This is a genomic window from Macrococcus bovicus (genome assembly GCF_030376725.1).
In the GTDB taxonomy this organism is placed as follows: domain Bacteria; phylum Bacillota; class Bacilli; order Staphylococcales; family Staphylococcaceae; genus Macrococcus; species Macrococcus bovicus.
The window spans coordinates 1,303,639-1,325,070 of record NZ_CP128470.1 but is presented as its reverse complement, the minus strand read 5'-3'; the positions used below and the strand labels follow the sequence as shown (position 1 = coordinate 1,325,070).

Below are 21,432 nucleotides of genomic sequence, written 5' to 3'. Positions count from 1 at the left end.
TACACTATGCCATTAGGAACAGAGCCGGTAGGTAAAACGGTCGTTACAGTTGGTTTTGATGACACTCAGTTAAAGCAAGGTCTTACGAATCTCAATGCCCAGATGAAGCTTGCAGATAACACTTGGAAAGCGTCTTTATCAACATTCAAACAATCTGATCGTAGTATTGAAAAGTTGTCTACAAGTGTTAAGGGCATGACTGACAAATTAGAGATTCAGACTAAGATAGTCGATGCTCATAAGCAGAAGGTTGCCAACTTAACTAAAGAGTATGGTGAGAACCACACAAAAGTCATCAAAGCAAATGCAGATCTTGCGAAGCAACAAGGTGTGTATGGCAATCTGAAACGTTCAATCAATGAGATGACTGCTGAGATGAAACAGCAGACGATTGAGCAGAAGAAAGCAGAAGGCCAGCAGGCGAAATTACTGAAGCAGGAACAGGAGATGGCCCGCAGTAAGGCAACACTTCAGGACAAGATGAAACTAGTCGATGCAGAGTGGCAAAATAATGTTTCTAAGATGAAGCTCGCTGGTAATCAAGCCGGTATTTATGAAGGCAAGATTAAGTCACTCAATGACAAACTGGAACTGCAGAAGAAAGCAGTCTATGCTCAGGCTGCTGAAGTCCGTAAACTTACTAAAGAATACGGTGAGAACAGTGAGAAAGCTGTTAAAGCGAATACCGAGCTGAAGAATCAGAGCAAGATCATGAACGACTTGAAAGGCGATATAGCTGCGACAACAAAAGAACTGCAGGACTTCAACAAAGCGGAAGCTATCAAGTCTTCACCATGGACCCAACGACAAAAGGAATTTGAAGCATTTTCATCTAAATTGCAGACTGCAGGCGACCGTCTGACATCAACCGGCCAAAACATGTCGATGGCTGTTACTGCACCACTTGCTGGTATTGGTGCGATGGGCGTCAAGACAGCGATGGACTTCGATGCTCAGATGTCGCGTGTGGGTGCCATTTCAGATACAACAGGTACGAAATTCGAAGAAATGAAACGCGTTGCAATGGAACTTGGAGCATCCACAACCAAGTCAGCGTCTGAAGTGGCCAAGGGTATGGAAGAGATGGCTGCCAAAGGTTATGATGCGAATCAGATCATGGCTGCGATGCCAGGCATCATTTCTGCGGCTGAAGCTTCTGGAAGTGATATGACGCAGACGGCTAACGTTATGGCCAGTGCTATGAATGCTTTTGGTATTGAAGCGGATAAGTCAAATCATGTCGCGGACGTCCTTGCACAGACAGCGAATCAGTCAGCTGCTGATATCACTGACATGGAGTTTGCCCTTAAATATGCGGCGGCTCCTGCTAAATCATTAGGAATGAGCCTGGAAGAGACATCTGCTTCCATTGGTATGATGGTAGATGCTGGTCTTAAAGGTGAACAGGCAGGTACAACATTACGTGGTGCATTGCTTGGATTGCTCAGTCCTTCAGAGGCGAATTCTAAACTTATGGAGAAGATGGGCATTGAGATTACAGATGCCTCCGGAAACTTTATAGGTATGGAACAGTTGGTTCGTAACCTTGAAAAATCAATGGTCGGAATGACCGATACACAGAAGGCAGCTAACCTATCTCAATTAGTTGGTAAAGAAGCAGTTTCAGGGATGCTCGTTATGATGGACCAAGGTCCGGATAGAATCGGCAAGATGACAAAATCACTTGAAGAGTCAGATGGTGCCTCTCAGAAAGCTTCTAAGTCTATGATGGATAATCTTAAGGGTGCAGTTGAAGAAATGAGCGGAGCCTTCGAAACTGTCGGCATACAGATAGGTCAGGACATGACACCTACTATCGAAAAACTTGCAGATGGAGCGCAGAACTTAGCAACTAAGTTCAGTGAGATGCCAGATTGGGCAAGAAAAACTGCAGTTGGTATTGGACTTGTAGCTGCAGCTACTGGACCGACAATTGTAGGCGTAGGACTTGTGGCGAAGGCGACAGGTACGGTAGTAGACGGACTCGCTAAACTGACAGGGAAATATGCTGCTAATACTTTGGCAGCTGAAGGCAATGCTTTAGCAAACGCAACTGTAGGCACTTCGCTCGGTAAAAATGGAAAGCTTAATAAAGGAATCGGTTCTACTTTAGGTAACTTCTTGCAGTTCGGAAAGAATGCAGAAAAAGCAACTAAGTCAGTCGGTCTATTATCACGCGCTGGAGGATTACTGACGCGAGGTCTTGGCCTAATCGGAGGGCCTGTCGGTTTGGCCATCACTGCAGGGATTACCGCAATCGGTGTAGGATTCAAATATGCTTACGATCATGTTGACTGGTTTAAGAAAGGCGTAGACAACACGATTTGGGTTGTTAAGAATCTGGCAGGTGAATGGGTAGACGGCACTAAGAAAATTGTTGATACAGTAGCAAACTGGGAACCGGTCAAGAAAACCATTGAAGTTGTCTCCGGAGCAGTTGATTATGCAAAGGAACATTATGATGACTTCATTGGAGTTCTGAAGAAGCCTGTTGATTTATGGTGGGGTGGTCTCGAAAAAGGCTTCACTTGGTTTAACAACATAGTAGATAAATCTGGTGGAAATTGGGAACAGTTTAAAATCAATTATGCAAAGGCTAGTAAAGAGTGGGCGACGAATACGCTCCAGGATATCAAAGCTGGTTTTAATAATGCAGTACAGGGTTCTAAAGAATGGCTGACCGATTCTGGACAGAAGATGAAGTCCGGGTTGATTAAAGGGCAAGAGTCTGTTAAGCAGTGGGCGCAGGATTTCGGTCCTAACTTTAAGACGTGGTTATCTAACTCAAAAACTTCTCTCTCTAAGTGGGGAGAAGAAACTGCAGATAAGATATCAAGTGGTTTAAATGCTGGACAAAGTACTGTGAAGAAATGGGCTGAAGACTTTGGACCTACTTTTAGCACATGGTTATCTAACTCAAAAACTTCTCTCTCTAAGTGGGGAGAAGAAACTGCAGGTAAGATATCAAGTGGTTTAAATGCTGGACAAAGTACTGTGAAGAAATGGGCCGAGGACTTTGGACCGAAGGCAAAAGGTTGGTTAACTACTACCAAGTCTTCACTTTATACATGGGGTCAGGAAACAAGTGGTAGAATTGCATCTGGTATGGAATCTGGCAAGAAAACCATTAAGCAGTGGGCTGAAGATACAGGCAGTAAGATCGGCGGTTGGCTATCCACTTCGAAGAAAAGTATTGAGGATTGGGGAGCTAAACTTCCTGGACAGATTAAGACAGCATACACTAATGCAAAGAACGCTATAACGCAGTGGAGAGACAGTCAAAGTAAGGAAAATGTTAAGTTCTATATGCCGATACTTAAAGGGATGATGGACGACATCAAGAACTTCCCTAATAAGCTGAATGAGTATAAAGAAGGTTTTAAATCTTCGGTAAGTAAATTCTTCAGTGGAGTATTCGGTAATCAAGACAATAAAGGTGGAGGACCATTATCATCATGGAGTTCTAGTGTTCATAAATGGTTCACTAATCTGCCTAAAGTGTTTGATGAGAGAAAAGAAGCGGTCAAGACTGCTGTCAGCAATTTCTTCAATGGTGTATTCGCTGGTGACAAAGAAACTGCAGGGCCGATGAAATCTTGGTCATCCGGCGTAGGTAAGTGGTTTAGTAATATTCCTACACTATTTAATCAGAAGAAAGAAGCGGCTAAGACAGCTGTCAGCAACTTCTTTGTCAGAGCCGGACAAGGCATTACAGACGAAGGTCAAGGGATGTCGTCATGGAGCAAGCGTATCAAGGACTGGTTCACTAGCCTGCCTGGTCGTATCTCGGCCTCATTCAATACTATTAAGGATAGTGTCTCTAAGTCTATATCTGGTATCTTTAATCCATCACAGGCAGACATGGACGCAGCGTCGGCTAAGTTCGGTTCGAAAGCAAAGAAAGCTGTTACTAAACCTTTTACTAGCAAAGAGAATAAGAAAGACTTTAGCGATAAGCTCGGTGAGATGATTGTTGATGGCGCAGGGTATGCGATTGGATTCGCAGCAGTTGCATTACTCGCGACAGGGCGTGAGATTATCAAGCGTCTTGCAAAAGGTATGAATACTTCAGTAGAGGATTCATTAATTGGAGGTCCTCTGAAGCGATTCTTCGAATGGGTTCCGAAAAAGTTTGCTGGATTAGTCGGACCAGCCTCCAAAGGCGCGAAGGATATGTGGAAGGGTGTAACTGGCTGGTTTAACTCAACTAAAAAAGATGGCATGAAAGCAGTCGGAGATTTATATACAAGAACTAAAGACAAGTTCATGGACTCTAAAGATAAAGCCGTCGGTAATGCCAAGCTAATGTGGAAGGGTGTAACTGGGTGGTTTAACTCAACTAAAAAAGATGGCATGAAAGCAGTCGGAGATTTATATACAAGAACTAAAGACAAGTTCGTGGACTCTAAAGATAAAGCTGTCAGTAATGCCAAGCTGATGTGGAAGGGTGTAACTGGCTGGTTTGCTTCCACAAGCAAAGAAGTCGGTAAAAAAACAGGCAAAATATACGAGGATACTAAGGACAACTTTAAACTATCCATGATTTATGCCGTTGATAAAGCCAAAGGTTTGTGGAAAGGTGTAACTGGTTGGTTTGGTGATACCAAAGATGATGCGATAAGTTTATTTGAAAAAGCTAGAGAAAAAGTTGTTGGTAAGTTTGAAGGTATGTATAAGGGTGCTAAGTCGTGGATAACATTGATCGGAACTTTCATTTCTAATTCAGTAGAGGGTCTGAAAACTAAAGCTTCTAATCTCGGTAAAAATGTTGCCAACGGAGCAATCAGCGGGCTTAACGGCATGATCGGTGGAATTAATTCGATTACACAAAAAATCATGGATAAGTCTCTATTATCAAAAATCCCATTGCTTTCTACTGGTACAGGCTCTTATATCAGCGGAGGTGCTATTGCAAAAGATACACCTGCTATCGTGGGTGACCGTGGCCCTGGCAATGGTCCTGGTGGCTTCCGAAGAGAGATTATTCATCGTGCTGATGGTTCAATGCATTTGACTCCCGCTAAAGATACGCTTGTTCATTTAAATAAAGGTGACAGAGTCTATAGTGGTGCTCAGACACATCACATGTTGAATGGTAATATTCCTAGATTTAATAAGGGTAGCGATGAATCATGGTGGGGTAAAGCAGGGGACATATGGAACTCGGGTAAAAAACTCGCTGGCGATGTATGGAACGGAACCGTCGGAAAAGTTATTGATGGCGCTAAATATGTTGGCAAAATTGCCGGAGATATTTTCGATTATATTGAAAACCCAGGAAAATTAGTTGATATGGTCATCGGTAATATTGGAAGTGTATTCGGTGGCGTTGGAGGCATTACAGGTAAAATCGGTACGGCTGCGTTCAGCAAGATTAAAACCGCTCTGGTTGATAAAGTGAAAGGTTGGTTAGAAGACTTTGGCGGCGGTAATGCTGATGGCGGAGAAATATTAAGTTATCCACTTACAACACCATATAGTCCTAATGCAAGGCCGCCTGGTTATCCGTTTAATGCGCATCACTACGGTATTGACTTAGGCACAAAAGCAGGAACTTTGTTACACGCTCCTACAAGTGGTGTGTTATCACAGGTTAATGATTACAACGGTGGTTTAGTTGCAATGCTGAAGGATAAAATCTACACTCAATTCTTCATGCACTTAAGCAGTGTTCTTAAATCCGGACATGTAAAACAAGGGGAAGCAATCGTAAAAACTGGTAACTCAGGGCACATGACGACTGGCGATCACTTACACTATCAAGTGCGTAAAAATGATGGTACGAATAACTGGAACACTAACACCATTGACCCTATTAAATTCTTGCAAGGTCACGCTCCTAAAGGTGGTCCGACAGGAGTAAGTGGAAATGCAAGATCATGGTCTTCATCAATCATTAAAGCTGCTGCTCAAATGAAACAAAAAATAAGTCAAGTAGATGTCAATAATATTATTGCCCAGATACAACGTGAATCAAACGGTAATCAGTCAGTTGTACAAGGTAACATCGGTGACATCAACAATATTAATGGAACGCCAGCTCGTGGTTTACTGCAATATGTACCATCGACTTTCGCTAACTATGCAGTGAAAGGCTATAACAACATTAATAACGGTTACCATCAGTTACTCGCGTTCTTTAATAATACTAACTGGCGTCGTGATAATCCTGCCGGGCGTTCTGGTTGGGGCCCATCTGGCTTACGTCGATTTGCAAATGGCGGTATCATTCAGAATGAAACTGTCATCGCTGGTGAAGAATATCCAGAAATGATTATCCCTCTGGATCCTAAGAAGCGGCATAGAGCGCGTCCATTGCTCGAGCAAGCGAATAGCATTGTGCACGGTGATAACTTAATCAAGTTATCTACAGGTACAACTAAGGCTAAGTCATCAGCATCTAAATCATACGGTACTCATAATATCGTCTGGGGTGATACGCTGTGGGATTTAGCTAGAACGTTTAAAACGACTGTAGCTGAACTGAAACGTCTGAATGGATTGAACTCTGATTTAATCATCGCCGGCCGTAAGTTGAAGGTACCTGGTAAAACTGCAGCTACTGTCAATGTGAAGGTGCAACAGCCTAAACAGAAGCCATCAGCGTATGTCAGAACGAATCGCATAGGTGTACTTGATAGTATTGCAGACAACTTAATGGCCCGTAGCAAGACGACGAAGTTCTCTTCTCTGTCTAAATCATACGGGGCTATCGGCAGCCTGATTAACAGCAAGTTGAAGACGATGAAAACAGATGCGCCGGAAACGGTACTGAAGAACGTCAAGTCCATCGTTTCTAAGGTAGATAGCACACTCAAAGCTGATGAGAAGAAGCTGAAGACGAACGCTGCTAATCTCAAGAAGTATGCGACGAACAGTAAGAAGGTTGCTCAAATCCGTGCGGAATCAGCTGCTATTAAGAATCAAATGCAGTACCTGCAGAGCGTCAAAAAGAAGGAACTGCTTAAAGGTGATGTGCTGACGAAGGTTGTTAAACAGCGTGCGATGCTGAGTGCGAGTATGAAGGACCTTCAGTCAAAGAACAATGTACTGAAAGGTGAGAAGGCATCACTTGCAGGATCCGTAAGAGATAACATCAAAGGTTATGCAGGATTCAGTGCAGTTTCCGGTCATTCAACGTCTGACTTTTTATCAGTCATGCGTTATCGATTGAGACGTATGCAGGAGTTTCATAATGATTTAATCAAGTTACGTAAGATGGGATTAGATCCTGGTATACTGCGTGAATTGATTGAAGGAGGAGTCGAGAACTCATACGGTAAAGCGAAGGTGCTTCTGCGTGGTGGCAGCACAGGTGTGAAAGCAATCAATGCGATGCAGACAAAGATTAACAAGCTTGCTGTGTCTATGGGCTTGAGTGAGTCCGGTCTCGTATATAACGAGAGAATCAATAAGCAGTCTGCACAGCTTAGATCATTGACTCAAAAGCGGACTGCCCTGAGAACTCATAATGATAGATATATGAATTCGAAGGTCGTTAAGATGAGAGCACCTAATCCTGCACCTCGATTAAAATCATTAAGCAGTGCACAAAGACGAGAAGCTGCATCAAGAGCGGCCACTCATCAGATTGTTACGACTGCAAAGCGTCTGAACGTAGTCGGCAAGAATGATAAGTATGCGCATGAACTGGAAAAAACTATAAACCGCATCAAGAACGACAAGGTTAAGAGCAACGACAAAGTCATTGCTGATTTGCAGAAGGAGATGTCGAAACAGAGCAAGAACATGGACAAAGTCGTTGAATTAATGGCACTCATACTTCACAAGAACATTGATGTCATTATGGATGGCGACAAAGTAACAAAGAAAGTAGATAAACGTCAGGCAGTCAATGCCAAGACGAATGCAAGGAGGAGAACATCATAACAATCAGATCGACTGGCTTTACCTATAATGATGTCCACTCTCTCAGCTATGAAATCCGGATTACAGGGATTGAGACCCCGAATCCGGAGGCCATAGAGATCAGAGACAAAGTGCCTCACATGGATGGTGAATATGATTTTTCTTTTCTTTCGGGACGTCAACGATATAACAATCGAAACATATCTATTAAAGGCTATGTTCAGATGCGAAAAAATGCAAAGCAGTTTCAACTTAAACGGGAACTGACAGCATGGCTACTGAACAAAGGGTGGCTAAAGTTAATCATCGATTATGAAGATGATTACTACTATATCGCTAAATGTACTAATGTAGCTTGTGATCCTGATATAGAAAAGGGTCGTCTTAATGTCGATTTAAGTTTTGAAGCGAAACCATTCGCAATCAGCAATATGGATGGAAGTGAGGTGCTATAATGTATAAAGTAGATATCTACGAAGACGGCGGCACACGCACGACTATATTTGAATATGGCGACAATGACAGTCTGATAAAAGCCGGAACGCTCGAAAAAGCAGTGGATGCTATAGACGAGTTTAAGTTTGACATGGTCCATCACAATTTATTTCTAGGCAGTTACAAAACGCTCGTTGAAATACGGAACCTTAAAACAGATAAGGTCGTATTTCGAGGGCGTATTTTATTGCCATCAAATCAGATGGGCGAAGATGGATTATATGATTCTGACTATACAGCTGAGGGTGCGATGGCCTACCTACATGACAGCTACCCGAACTATGGAACATATACAGACTATACACCGTCACAGTATTTATCATCACTCCTCTATAAGCATAATGCAGCAGTTGAACCGTATAAGCAACTGAAGCTGGGGACTGTGAACTTTACCAAGAAAAAAGAAGTATCGACTGATCCATCATTTGACACAACAAGATACTCTTATACGACGCCTGAGAAGTCCACCATGGACCATATCAGGGAGGACGGTGTGAATCGATGGGGTGGTGAAATATTTGCGCGGTATGAAGCGGATGGCACGTATATCGACTGGTTAGATGAGCCGACAGAAGTGAAAGAGACATCTTTTAGAATCGGTCGTAACATCAAATCGATTAAACGGACGATTGATCCATTAGATGTAGTGACCAGGTTAATTCCCCTGGGTGCTGCAGAAGTCAATCAATACAATCAGGAAGCCAGGATAACCATTGAGTCTGTGAATAATGGAAAAAGTTATATTGATATACCGGAGCTGATTGCGGTTTATGGCATACAGACCGGTACAGAAATATTTGATGACAAAACGTCTCCGGAACTTGTGATGCAGGCTGGTCAGGAGAAGGTAGCTGAAATCAGAAAACAAGCAGCAAAGGTCCAGATCGATGTAAACGTTCTGGACCTTTCGACCATTGATTTGGAGCCGGATGAGATTGTCAGAGGGAACAAGCATAGGTGCTATGTCGAGGAACTGGGCATCAACGGTGAAGTGCTGCGCATCGTGGCCACGACAGAAGACATCATGAACCCGCAGAACAAATCAATTAGGATTGGTGAACGGCCGCTGACATCAGCGGAAGTGCAGGAGCAGATAGCAGCTGATAAGAACAGGATGCTCGAAAGAAAAATGACCACTACCACAGCAAACTTAAAACAGGAGGTTGATTATCATCAGAAGGTCATCACAGGTGAAATAGGCGGCGTGTTGACAGTAAAAGATGCAGAAGGCAATTCTATTATTAAAAATGGACAGTCGCAGTTTAATCTCGCAGTGTGGAGATACTATCCACCATTTTATGTGGATGGCGTTGAAATAGTGCGTTCGTTCTTCGTAACTAATAACACGATTACATCTGTCTTTGATGCCTATACAATCGTCCCTCAACAGAAGTATCTGATTGTCATACTGTCATGCTACATTGACACTGCTGGTGCCACCGGTACTGTCGAGATTATCAACTTCAAAAACAGTGAAACAAAGTTTTATCAGTCAGCCACTGTCACGGCGGTTGGATCGGGCAATCAGCAAGAAATCACATTTACTGTAAATCTTGAAAACATATCGAGTGAAAAATTAAGCTTTTATCTTCGCTTTAATTCTTCGATAGCTCAAGCAAAAATATACGCACGGGAAATGTTTGTCGGAACGACTAACACAAATATATAGGAGGTTCGTTATGTGGGCGTTGTTAATTAAAGAAATCGATGGTCAGCCAATTATAGTTAAAGCTGGTCTCAACATGATGGTGGATGATAATTACAGTGCAACCATCATTACAGATGAGCAACATGCACGACAGATTGACAAACTGACAGTTGTGGATGGTCAGATAGTTGTCAAAGAAGGTATGGTATTATTATCAATTGAAGATTTAAATAAAATCGAAGTATAGGAGGTACGTGAATCATGGATATTAATACAGTTAAAACAAAGAATTATTATCATAACTATGTGACTATTAAACAGTCTGACAATACCAGTCCCATCGAATTATTGTTGTGCGGCTCTGATGGAAAGCTGATATCTAACTTAAATACCGGATGTACAGTCACCTTGTTGGATATTATTGATAATCAGATAAGACAGAAAACGAGTGAAGAGATTGTTAACGGTGTATTAATTTTTAAGGTGACTAATGACTTGAAAGCTAACGAACATCGATTGGAAATTACGACAAATGACGGCCAGAAGTTTCCTAGTGATGGGACATTTACCATCTATGTCGCTCGCACACATGATGAAACTGAGTTAAATATCATCAATAACCTGACAAGGGATGAAGCACTAGGAGAATTAGATCGATCGGTCAAGAGTTTTATATCAGTAAATAGTCAAGAATATGTGGACAAAGCAGCGACTGCTCAGTGGCTTGTTGAAAACAAATTTAAACCTGCTGACGCAGTTGCAACATTTAACGATTTACCTGTAACAGCCGAACTCAAAGAATTGCGTTTAGTCGTTGATGAGAACAAGCAATATATTTATGACGGTACACAATGGATTGAGTTTGGTGCGCTTAATGCTGACGGCTTTACACCTGTCAGAGATGTAGTTGCAGGCGGAGTGAGCATCAAGGCTTTTGGGGCGACAGGCGACGGTGTAACAGATGACAGCGATGCCTTTAAAAGGGCGGTGGCAGAGGTTGATGATAATGCGACTGTAACACTTAGCGGCGATTATGTGCTAAATGATGTGTCGAGCATCGTGGGAGACCTGCAAGATAAAAAGAATATTACGTTTAAAGCAAGTGGCAGTAAAGCGACTATCAAGATTAAACCAGTTGTCCATTCGGTTACTACAAATGCAAATATCACAGGCGCGCAGTATCAAGTCCGTGATTATTACGAATTGTTGAAAGTTGCAACTAATAACTGGAAGATAGCGCGATTACAGCTTGAAACAGGTAAAATCTTCGAATACATCAAGGTTGCTGATAAGTCACAAATACCATCGTCACTAAAAGAAGCCAGTTATATTAAAGGCGCGACAACAGGCGTGGCATTTGAAGTTGCAAGTATTGACAACAACGATCCGGACGGCGCGGGAACAGCACGTATCTATTTGTTTGAGGGGCGTAATAATAGCAGTAAATACAGTCGTCTTAAACGTAATAGCGATGTGCTTGCCGAGGATTTAAAGTTAGTCCCTGATTTATGGTCTGACAGATGGCTGCTTGATTTCGGGTCTGTCACTGTTAATACGGAGATTAAGTCCAACCGTAAAATCACACAAACTGATGGCAAAGTCGCACGTATTGATAAAGTCGAAGTTTATAAAGATAGATACAATGAAACGCATAATATTGTCTTGGTCGATAGTTTTGCGCCTAGTCAACTGTTACTGGATAAACCCCTTAACGATAACATTGACTTTAAGATTGAGACCTATGTTCTCGGTGCAACAGGTTTCGGCTCCCTGAATGGCTGGGAAAATGTCACATTTGAAAACATTATCTTTGACGGGTCAAATTACGAAGTCGGTTTGAAACTGCTCGATGGTAACGAATACAATATCCTTTACACTTACGCAGTCGAAAATCTGACACTGCGTGACTGTATATTTAATAATGCTATTGCTGGTGCTGTGCATATCGGCGGTGCTGATAACGCCTATGCGAAAGCGGGAGACTATCCTCGTAACGTCACGATTGATAACTGTCATTTTTATAATAATGGCCGAAATGATATTGAAATCATCCACGGTAGTCGTGTCACGATAAGTCAATGTACGGGTGACGGCACGCTTGACGTTGAGACAAACGGCGACACACTGCTTGACGGTATATTTATTACAAACTGTTACTTTAAAGAGTTTACGCCTTATTCGCCTTCAGAAGTAAGTAACAGCAAGATTATGGTCAGTAACTGCGTATTTTTTAACTTAATCAGTCAGATGGGCGCGTCAAGCAAGATTATCGGCAGTTATATACATCAGCTATCTACTTACAATGGTAACAATCTCACGCTGGATAGTTGTTCCATCAATCGTATTAGAGGCGTCATGGGTAATGCAGTAACTATCTTCAATCATTGTGATGTATATGATTTACACCGAGGCGGCACAGGGTCACAAAATATCGGACGACTGGATAAGATGATATTTAATGCTTGTATTATCGACTTATCACTTGTAAATCCTGACATTGATAACAGCGGCATAGGTTATGAGTTTAATGCGACGTTCATTACATCATTTAGTAAAATTGTGACTGTTACTCGATCACTTTGCAAACCCTCTAAGTTTGTATTAACGAAATTTAATAATATTAAATGGTTTTTGGGCAACGGCGTCGAAAAACAGGAATATATCTCGTGCGAGATTAAACTCAAGAGTGGAGATTTTCTTGCGGGCGACGGCTCTCAGCTGTACGTGCATGACTGTTTTATCGGGGGCAGCATCAATCTTAATGTTGCAAAAGGTACTATCATAAACTGCATATTGGACTCAATCACAAAACCATCATTATATTGTGCAGGAGGACTTAACATAAAAGGCCTTAAATCTGATAATACAAACGGCATTGACTGGGGCTATGTCAGATGTGCGACATCGCCTAACAAGCTATCGTTTAATGACGTGTGGGTGTCTACCTCGATACCAAACTTGCTAGGTATCGGAAACGGCTTTGAGTCTGCCGGCTCGAAAAATGTGAGTGCAGGCAGTAATGTAAACTACTGCAACAGTACTACTAATTACGCCGCTGTAATAGTCCACAACGGCGACGGTACGCTGGGCAGTAAAAGCGTGAGTTTTAGTTAGATATGATAAAATGACATTCTTATTGCTAACAATGGGTTTAATGGTATACTCTTTGGTCAATCAAGGTTTAAGAATCAAAGATTTGAAAAAGCAAATATATAAACAAACCTCTACTCATTGAGTAGGGGTTTTTATTATAAATACAACAAAGGAGTGAGTGGAGAATGAAGAAACTGACATTACCAGAAATGCTGGCAAGCACATTGTTGTTTGGATTGGGGCTGTTTACTTTAGCCCGTGGATTGTTCTGGTTAAGGGAACAGGAATCAGTGCTGCATGACAGCGAGTTTTATCAAGCCATACACAACATACTTCCCATCTGGGCTTGGGGAGCAATGATTACAGTGACAAGTCTGTTTTTGATCGGATCAAGCTGGTTGCTGCCAAAAAAGAATAACATGACGTCACTGTTTTTATTTATCGGTGGCACGTCTAATGCAGTGATGTACTTTCTGATGACAAGTGCATCACTTTTTAATGCCATCAACTGGTTATCGCCGGCACAGTTCGCTGTGTTATCATCTGTCTGTGCATTGGTCGGATTCTTTGGAGGTGCTGAATTATATGCCAGAAAAAAGTCATGACTACTATGTGCCACGTCACGAGTGGGAGAAATGCAATGGGGAGATTAAAGAGCTGATCAATACGGTCGACAATCGCCATTTCGGCCTGCATAGCGATTTAAAAATACTAGTTACTACATTGACTGGCACTACGTCGCAACTGCTCGAGAATCAGAAAGAGACAAACGGTCATCTGGCTAAACTTAACACTAATATGCAGGGCTTTAACGACCGACTGATCAATAATGAGCGAGATGTAAAAGAAACGAAGGAAGATTTAGAGGAAGTTAAGAACTCAGTCACGGAAAAACAAAAAGGCAACGCAACCATCATTACATCTATCATCGGTGGTGTTGTTTCAATCATTGTTGCAGCATTCGGATTTGCACAAATATTCTTTTAAGGACATCTCAATGAGGTGTCCTATTTTATTGGAGGGATATAAATGGGCGGAGTAAAGAAGCAAGTTATCAACGAATCACATGTAACGCCAGTTATTAATGATAAGCAAGAACAGGAACTGAAGAAGCAGGTAGACCAGGAAGCAATCATTGATCTAATTAAACAGGCAGTGGGGATTGTAAGTGCCCTACTGCCATTCCTGGCGTTTCTTCAGTGGCAGCCTGAATGGTTAACAGAGAACAACTTACAGCAGTTTGTTGTTGTTTCAGGATTGATTGTTGCATTCCTCTTTAATGTGTACTCGATCTATAAGAATCATTACTCAGGTAAACATGCACGTGTACAAAAGCTATTTCTAAAAAAGAAGGGGTTGAAGTAAATGTTTAAAGTGACTCAGTATAACACTAAGAAAGATTGCTTCAGAGAGAACTGTTTGCTTGACTATGGTAGTAAGTATGATCATGTATTGGAATCACACATGGATGCATTCAGTAATCCATCAGCTGAGGATGCTCATATCTGTGTTGCTGCAGGTTACGATGCAGACGCAGCAGATTTGGCCATTGTAGCGGTACTTAAAAAGTGGTTTGGTGTACGTTACGAGAATGGTATCAGCTGGCGTGATAACTTGCAGAACATGACTACAGCTTTAACGCAAGGTTGTTCTTATCGTCTCGTTGAGTTTGGATTCATCACTAATAATGAGGAACTTAATATCTTTACACATAAGATGGATGAAATCGCACTGGATATTGCTAAGGCCATGCAAAAAGTCGGCGGCTCTTGGTTACTGATCGCCGGTCACGGTGGTGAAGGTCAATCTTATCAGTATGATCCAGGTGCAATGAACGGCAATCACAAGGAAGCAGAACTGGTCCGGCAGTTGAATCAGAAGATATATAATCACTGTCAGAACTTGATTAATGGCAAGGCGCCTGCAATCAAAAAGAAACCAGCAAGCACACCTGCAGCTGCAGTCACTGCAAAAAAAGATTTAAAGCCAGCTGTTAAAGTACCTAATTCATACAGGTCTAAAAAAGGTGAGACGTTAGAAAGCATTGCTAAAAAGTTTCGTCTGACGCAGACGCAGATCAAGTCATACAATACTACGATACCCGCTCAACTTGAAGCGGGTACTTTTATGTACTTGAAGGACCAGACAAAAGAGAAGACTAAAAAACCTGCTGTCGAAAAAGTAAAACCAGCAATGAAAAAACCAGCTGCCGTGAAAACTGTAGTTCACACTGTTAAAAAAGGCGAGACACTATGGCAACTGGCTAATCAGTATAAACGTACTGTATCTGAAATCGTTCATCTGAACGGACTGACAACCGATAAAATTTTTGTTGGCCAGAAATTAAAAATGACAGGTGTGGCAGTTCCGCAAGTTAAAGCTATTGCTGTAACACCAGCAGTAGATGTAGAGGACGTATTTAAATATGTAATGGATTTAGTACGTCGGCAAACATATGTAGACATGGATAATGCTTACTACGGACAATGTATGGATCTTACCATTGCCGTTGCATTCAAGTTTTTCAAGTGGTGGCCAAGTGGAAATGCCATCAAGTTGTCAACACAAACAATTCCTCCAGGGTGGCAACGTATCAAGAACACGCCAGATTTTGTTCCAAAACGGGGTGACATCCTAATCTGGAACAATAGCGAATATGGTCATACTGCTATTGCTACTGGCAAAGGAGACACAACATGGTTTGAATCAGTGGATCAGAATTGGTACGGCAATGGCGATGGTCGAGTGCCTGCACAAGTTATCAGACATGATTATAATAAGTTTTGGGGTGTACTGAGACCTCCATACAAGAAATAATTTAAAGCCGCTTACTCAAAAGGAGTAGGCGGCTTTTTCGTTCATATAAACGAATTTTAAGTAATTCTGCTAAATAGACGAATTAGCCTATTTATAGGTTTTTATGTTGACTCTAAGTAGCCGATATGAGAATATTATCCCAAGAAGAAAGCTATCCAACCATCCTTTCTTCCCAACTCAACCTTGTAGCTATATACAATAGGAGTGCATTGTATAGCCCGGCAGAGGCCTTATATCTGACTGTTGGTCCCGGCAGGTGACACCCTTCCTGTCCGCGCTCATATACATAATCCCTACTATTAATTTAGTAGGGATAATTTTTTAGGGGGTCCTGAATGTCATCATACATGATTGTAGAGAAGCTTGAAGATGTTGATTTTCAGGATCTCTTAAATGATTATATACAGTGTTTTACAAGACAGTATTTGGTCATGGAGACTAATTACAACAAGCTGGAAAAGTTTGAAGTCAGGTTTACCAAAACTGATGTACATCATTTGCTTGGGTTCCATAAAATACAGGACTCAAATGTTAATGCAACCCATACATTATCTCAGATTTTAGATGGTACACTTACATTAGAAACTGCTCGTAAACACAATTGTTTCGATGACATGAAATCAAGGTTAATTAACTATAATTTTTTACATAGATGCTTTATTGATCAAGAGGTAAGTTTATGTGTGATTCCCTCAAAGGGAAAGAATCCTCAAAACTTAAATATTGTTTTCCAAGATAAACATAGAAATTGCAATATGTTAATTGGACTTAGAAGAGTAAGAGACTATTATGTTCCAGTTACAATGTATGAAACGAACAGGAATGGTATCTATAATTCACAACGAAGAACTAAGATTATAAGCGCTGAATGGAAAGACTATTGAATAATCTATTAAATACTTTATATAGAAAGAAACCCCACTTTTAATAGTAGGGTTTCTTTCTTATTAATAAATATGTTATATTGGGAAACGTGTTGTTTTTGGCCACCTAACAATGAAATGAAAAAGGTTGGTCACAAAGTGGTCACGTTATCCTTATAAAAAGCGTCAGACTGGGAATAAGCGTCGCCCTCCCAGGACGCTAACAAAAGGAAATGTGAAACTTCACATTTCCTTTTTTATTTGTCTACTGACAGCATTTCGTATAAACTTTAGATATTATTAAAAAACAGACAGGGGCAGAATGATGAATAAATATGATGAACAGATTATTGTGGTTGATCGCGAATCTATATTTAGCCACGAAAAAAATGCCTTTAATGGTTTTATTACGATAGAAGATCAGCGTGCACTTGAGATCTTTGAGACGTTATCAAAATATGAAGTCAGACGTCGCGGGGATATGGAGGAAACGCCTGAATATAAACAGCTTATCTCTTATTGTGTGCTCGAGAATGAAGAAGGCGAGATCTTGGTCTACAAGCGTCTGACAGGCGGAGGAGAGGAACGTCTGCACGGCTTAAGCTCTATCGGTGTTGGCGGGCATATGAATCAGCTGGCAGGCGACGACATTGAACGCATCCTGATTGAAAATGCCCGGCGTGAACTCGAAGAAGAAGTAGGGCTTACGGATATTCCGGACAGCGATCTTGAACTGATCGGGCTCATCAATGATGACGGTCATGAAGTAGGACGTGTCCATATCGGTCTTGTCTTCAAAATCTGTGTCAATCGCGCTGATGTACGAGCGGTTGAAACGGACACACTTTCTATTCAATGGGTGGATAAAAATAGATTGATGGATGTCCCGGCATATGAAACATGGAGCCGCCTCATTATTGAAGCGATGTACGCGCCAGGCCATTAATGACTGACATCATCCCTTTTCCGGGTCTGCCGGACAAACTGAATCGTCAGCTGCAGACATTTCTGGCGCAAGAAGAATTTGAGCAGGCCTATGATACAATCACTGAACTGGAGCGCCATGTGGAACTGAATCATCGCCAGCAGCTGCAGAAGCTGGAGGTTCTCTATGCCCTTGAGTCCTTTCTGGAACTGCGCGAAGAAGCGAGCATCCTGCTGAATATGGGCCATCCGAGCTATGAAGTGACCGTCTATTATTTCCTGCTCAGTCTCTATGAGCTGGGCCAGTACCAGACAGTGATCGAACTGATTGATTCTCTGCGTACAGAAGAAGTGGATCATCGACTGAAAATGAAGCTTCTGCCACTCTATGACCAGGCCCGACATCGTAAAAATATGCGTGACCGTCAGACGGCGGATGAACTCTCAGATTTCACGGACTGGACTGCGGCGCGTCAGGTACATTTTATTCATCAGCTGATAGCGGATGAAAATATGACCTATAGCGGAACTTTCCTTGAACTTCTGAAATCACCGCTGCACCCTGTTGTCCAGACCGTCCTTATCCAATATATCCGGCTGGCCGGTGAAATAGAGATCATTGACTTGAGCAAACTTGAGACGACTGTCTCATTCCTGTTGTCTGAAGTCGTGCCGCTTGAGCGCTATTTTCTTATGCAGGATGTTCTGCCGCTTGTCAGAGAGTGGTTTGAGTCCAATATGCCGGATATGATACCAGCCATTGACTCATGGCTGGAGCGCCAGGCACTGGTTCTTTATCCGCTGAACTTCACTAGCGGGGAGCAGATGATCGAGACGGAGGTCATCGCAGACTGCTATATTCATTTCGCTCTCTCGATGTTCCAGCTGGCGGACATCTACCCGTTCGTCCAGACAGAAGAGCATGCCCGGGTGCTGGCCCTGATCGATGAGGCAGTGAAATATGAACTTTAAGACTTAGTATTGTTGTACAACACTAAGATTATGCTATAATAAATGAGTTGAAAAAATTCTGGAGGTTATCACACATGACAGCAAAATGGGAAAAACAAGAAGGGAATGTAGGCGTCTTAACGGTTACAGTTCCTGCTGAAGAAGTAAAATCAGGATTAGATAAAGCATTCAAAAAAGTAGTTAAACAAGTCAATGTACCAGGTTTCCGTAAAGGTAAAATGCCTCGTCCATTATTTGAACAACGCTTTGGCGTAGAATCTTTATATCAGGACGCACTTGACTTCATCTTACCGGATGCATATGCAAACGCAGTAGAAGAAGCAGGTATCAATCCGGTCGATCGTCCTGAAATCGATATTGAACAAATGGAAAAAGACAAAGAACTGATCTTCACAGCTAAAGTGACAGTAGAACCAGAAGTTAAGCTGGGCGACTACAAAGGTCTTGAAGTTGAAGCACAGGATACTGAATTATCAGATGAAGAATTCCAAAGTGCTCTAGATACTGAACTTTCTCGTAAAGCTGAATTAACAGTTAAAGAAGACGGTGAAGTTGCTGAAGGTGATGTTGTTAACTTAGACTTCGATGGCTATGTCAACGATGAACAGTTCGAAGGCGGTAAAGCTGAAGGTTACGATCTTGAAATCGGTTCAGGTCAGTTCATCCCAGGTTTCGAAGAACAGTTAGTCGGCACTAAAGTCGGTGAAGAAAAAGATGTTAACGTGAAATTCCCTGAAGAATACCATGCTGAAGAATTAGCGGGTAAAGATGCAGTATTCAAAGTGAAAATCAACGAAATCAAGACGAAGGAAGTACCTGAGCTTGACGACGAGTTAGCGAAAGAATTAGATGCATCAGCTGATTCAGCAGATGCATACAAAGAGAAATTCCGCAGTGACTTAGCTGAACAGAAGAAAGTTCAAGCTGAAAATATGCTGAAAGAAGAGCTCATCAACTTAGCGACAGACAACGCTGAAATCGATATCCCACAAGCAATGATCGACACTGAACTGGGTCGTATGATGCAGGAATTCGAACAACGTATCGCACAGCAAGGTCTGAACTTAGACCTTTACTACCAGTTCTCAGGTCAGACTGAAGAACAGTTGAAAGAAAGCATGTCAGAAGATGCGGCGAAACGTGTGAAAACAAACTTGACGCTTGCAGCTATCGCTAACGCTGAAAACATCGAAATCTCAGATGAAGATGTTGAAGCAGAACTCACTAAAATGAGCGAACAGTTCGGTTTATCAGTAGAAGATATCCGTGCTGCTTTAGGTAACGCTGAAGTATTAAAAGATGATCTTCGCATCCAAAAAGCAATCGACGTATTAGTAGCAGAATCAAAAACAAAATAAGGTTCTGACAACCATAATAACGGAAGAGAATCTGTAGCTTTTACTACAGATTCTCTTTCAGTTTAATCATTTGCATTCGCTCAGACACTTTAGTATATTTTTGATTAAGATAGGGGTGTAGAAATGTTTAAATTTGATGAAGATGAAAACAATTTAAAATGTTCGTTCTGCGGCAAAGACCAGGATCAGGTCAAGAAACTAGTCGCAGGCAGCGGCGTTTATATATGTAATGAATGTATCGAGCTCTGCTCAGAAATCGTAGAAGAAGAACTGCGGACGACTGAGACAGAGGAACTCACAGAAGTGCCTAAACCTAAAGAGATGCTTGCACTGCTCGATGAATATGTCATCGGTCAGACAAAAGCCAAGAAAGCCCTTGCGGTAGCGGTCTATAACCACTACAAGCGTATTGTTCAGCCGGCAGCATCAGAAGAAGATAGTGTTGAACTGCAGAAAAGTAACATCGCACTTATCGGTCCGACGGGTAGCGGTAAGACTTTACTTGCGCAGACGCTTGCCCGTTCACTGAACGTGCCGTTTGCGATTGCAGATGCAACGAGTCTGACTGAAGCAGGCTATGTAGGTGAAGATGTAGAGAATATCCTGCTGCGTCTGATTCAGGCTGCAGACTTCGATATCGAGCGCGCTGAAAAAGGGATTATCTATGTCGATGAGATTGATAAGATTGCCCGTAAATCAGAGAATACTTCGATTACACGGGACGTTTCGGGTGAAGGTGTACAGCAGGCGCTCTTAAAGATTCTTGAAGGCACTGTTGCTTCAGTGCCGCCTCAAGGTGGACGTAAACATCCTAACCAGGAGTTCATTCAGATTGATACGACGAATATTCTTTTCATTCTGGGTGGTGCTTTTGACGGTATCGATGAAGTCATCAAACGCCGTCTCGGTGAGAAAGTCATCGGTTTCACGGGTACCAAGGACCGTGATTTTGATGAATCGACACTGCTGTCACAGATCAAGCCTGAGGATTTACAGGCCTATGGTCTGATTCCTGAATTTATCGGCCGTATTCCAGTGGTCGCTAATCTGGAGCAGCTGGATGTAGACGCACTGAAAAACATCCTGACTCAGCCGAAGAATGCATTAGTCAAGCAGTTCAGAAAGATGCTTGAACTGGACGGTGTGGAGCTGGAATTCACGGATGAGGCGTTAACAGCGATCAGTGAACTGGCGATTGAACGTAAAACAGGGGCTCGTGGTCTGCGCTCTATTATTGAGGAGAGCATGATGGATATTATGTTTGATATCCCATCAGAAGACAAGGTGAAGAAAGTGGTCATCACTGAAGAGACGATCCGTGAATCAGTGGGGCCTGAACTCTACGACGAGAACAGCGAACGTATTAAAACAGCTTAATGGACAAGCCTCATGG

The 21,432-nt window shown here is 42.1% G+C and carries 14 protein-coding genes; all 14 read left to right on the top strand.

Annotation, left to right across the window (positions count from 1 at the left end):
• Positions 1–6: 6 nt before the first annotated feature.
• Positions 7–7,890, top strand: coding sequence for a phage tail tape measure protein (locus QSV55_RS07165; protein ID WP_289649652.1), 7,884 nt, complete (start codon positions 7–9; stop codon positions 7,888–7,890).
• A complete protein-coding gene (locus QSV55_RS07160; protein WP_353507462.1) occupies positions 7,884–8,324 on the top strand; it encodes a phage tail domain-containing protein in 441 nt (146 codons plus the stop codon). The genes QSV55_RS07165 and QSV55_RS07160 overlap by 7 nt, the downstream gene beginning before the upstream one ends.
• Positions 8,324–10,033, top strand: coding sequence for a phage tail spike protein (locus QSV55_RS07155; protein ID WP_289649650.1), 1,710 nt, complete (start codon positions 8,324–8,326; stop codon positions 10,031–10,033). The genes QSV55_RS07160 and QSV55_RS07155 overlap by 1 nt, the downstream gene beginning before the upstream one ends.
• A 10-nt stretch (positions 10,034–10,043) precedes the next feature.
• Complete coding sequence (locus tag QSV55_RS07150; RefSeq protein ID WP_289649648.1) at positions 10,044–10,259, top strand: hypothetical protein; 216 nt, start codon at positions 10,044–10,046, stop codon at positions 10,257–10,259.
• Between the two features lie 14 nt (positions 10,260–10,273).
• Complete coding sequence (locus QSV55_RS07145; protein WP_289649647.1) at positions 10,274–13,126, top strand: right-handed parallel beta-helix repeat-containing protein; 2,853 nt, start codon at positions 10,274–10,276, stop codon at positions 13,124–13,126.
• 164 nt (positions 13,127–13,290) lie between these two features.
• Positions 13,291–13,710 carry a hypothetical protein gene (locus tag QSV55_RS07140; RefSeq protein WP_289649645.1) on the top strand — a complete coding sequence of 140 codons (420 nt, stop codon included), beginning with the start codon at positions 13,291–13,293 and terminating at the stop codon, positions 13,708–13,710.
• Positions 13,691–14,092: a hypothetical protein gene (locus QSV55_RS07135; protein ID WP_289649644.1), complete on the top strand. Its 402-nt coding sequence runs from the start codon at positions 13,691–13,693 to the stop codon at positions 14,090–14,092. Before QSV55_RS07140 ends, QSV55_RS07135 begins: the two co-directional genes overlap by 20 nt.
• Positions 14,093–14,134: 42 nt before the next feature.
• A complete protein-coding gene (locus tag QSV55_RS07130) occupies positions 14,135–14,470 on the top strand; it encodes a phage holin (protein ID WP_289649643.1) in 336 nt (111 codons plus the stop codon).
• On the top strand, positions 14,471–15,922 hold the full coding sequence (locus tag QSV55_RS07125) for a CHAP and LysM peptidoglycan-binding domain-containing protein (protein ID WP_289649642.1): 1,452 nt from the start codon (positions 14,471–14,473) through the stop codon (positions 15,920–15,922).
• Positions 15,923–16,257: 335 nt separating this feature from the next.
• On the top strand, positions 16,258–16,806 hold the full coding sequence (locus QSV55_RS07120; RefSeq protein ID WP_289649641.1) for a PBECR4 domain-containing protein: 549 nt from the start codon (positions 16,258–16,260) through the stop codon (positions 16,804–16,806).
• Positions 16,807–17,110: 304 nt separating this feature from the next.
• Positions 17,111–17,731, top strand: coding sequence for an NUDIX domain-containing protein (locus tag QSV55_RS07115; protein ID WP_289649640.1), 621 nt, complete (start codon positions 17,111–17,113; stop codon positions 17,729–17,731).
• On the top strand, positions 17,731–18,681 hold the full coding sequence (locus QSV55_RS07110; protein ID WP_289649639.1) for a hypothetical protein: 951 nt from the start codon (positions 17,731–17,733) through the stop codon (positions 18,679–18,681). Before QSV55_RS07115 ends, QSV55_RS07110 begins: the two co-directional genes overlap by 1 nt.
• A 74-nt stretch (positions 18,682–18,755) precedes the next feature.
• On the top strand, positions 18,756–20,039 hold the full coding sequence (gene tig / locus QSV55_RS07105; protein ID WP_289649638.1) for a trigger factor: 1,284 nt from the start codon (positions 18,756–18,758) through the stop codon (positions 20,037–20,039).
• A gap of 123 nt (positions 20,040–20,162) precedes the next feature.
• Positions 20,163–21,416, top strand: coding sequence for an ATP-dependent Clp protease ATP-binding subunit ClpX (clpX, locus tag QSV55_RS07100; RefSeq protein WP_133450882.1), 1,254 nt, complete (start codon positions 20,163–20,165; stop codon positions 21,414–21,416).
• Positions 21,417–21,432: the final 16 nt, after the last annotated feature.

What these genes read in the sequence shown, in the direction of transcription:
- QSV55_RS07120 (WP_289649641.1), top strand. Translation starts at nt 16,258, where the DNA reads ATGTCATCATACATGATTGTAGAGAAGCTTGAAGATGTTGATTTTCAG.
- QSV55_RS07110 (WP_289649639.1), top strand. Translation starts at nt 17,731, where the DNA reads ATGACTGACATCATCCCTTTTCCGGGTCTGCCGGACAAACTGAATCGT.
- QSV55_RS07165 (WP_289649652.1), top strand. Translation starts at nt 7, where the DNA reads ATGCCATTAGGAACAGAGCCGGTAGGTAAAACGGTCGTTACAGTTGGT.
- tig (WP_289649638.1), top strand. Translation starts at nt 18,756, where the DNA reads ATGACAGCAAAATGGGAAAAACAAGAAGGGAATGTAGGCGTCTTAACG.
- QSV55_RS07155 (WP_289649650.1), top strand. Translation starts at nt 8,324, where the DNA reads ATGTATAAAGTAGATATCTACGAAGACGGCGGCACACGCACGACTATA.
- QSV55_RS07115 (WP_289649640.1), top strand. Translation starts at nt 17,111, where the DNA reads ATGAATAAATATGATGAACAGATTATTGTGGTTGATCGCGAATCTATA.
- QSV55_RS07145 (WP_289649647.1), top strand. Translation starts at nt 10,274, where the DNA reads ATGGATATTAATACAGTTAAAACAAAGAATTATTATCATAACTATGTG.
- QSV55_RS07135 (WP_289649644.1), top strand. Translation starts at nt 13,691, where the DNA reads ATGCCAGAAAAAAGTCATGACTACTATGTGCCACGTCACGAGTGGGAG.
- QSV55_RS07140 (WP_289649645.1), top strand. Translation starts at nt 13,291, where the DNA reads ATGAAGAAACTGACATTACCAGAAATGCTGGCAAGCACATTGTTGTTT.
- QSV55_RS07125 (WP_289649642.1), top strand. Translation starts at nt 14,471, where the DNA reads ATGTTTAAAGTGACTCAGTATAACACTAAGAAAGATTGCTTCAGAGAG.
- clpX (WP_133450882.1), top strand. Translation starts at nt 20,163, where the DNA reads ATGTTTAAATTTGATGAAGATGAAAACAATTTAAAATGTTCGTTCTGC.
- QSV55_RS07130 (WP_289649643.1), top strand. Translation starts at nt 14,135, where the DNA reads ATGGGCGGAGTAAAGAAGCAAGTTATCAACGAATCACATGTAACGCCA.
- QSV55_RS07150 (WP_289649648.1), top strand. Translation starts at nt 10,044, where the DNA reads ATGTGGGCGTTGTTAATTAAAGAAATCGATGGTCAGCCAATTATAGTT.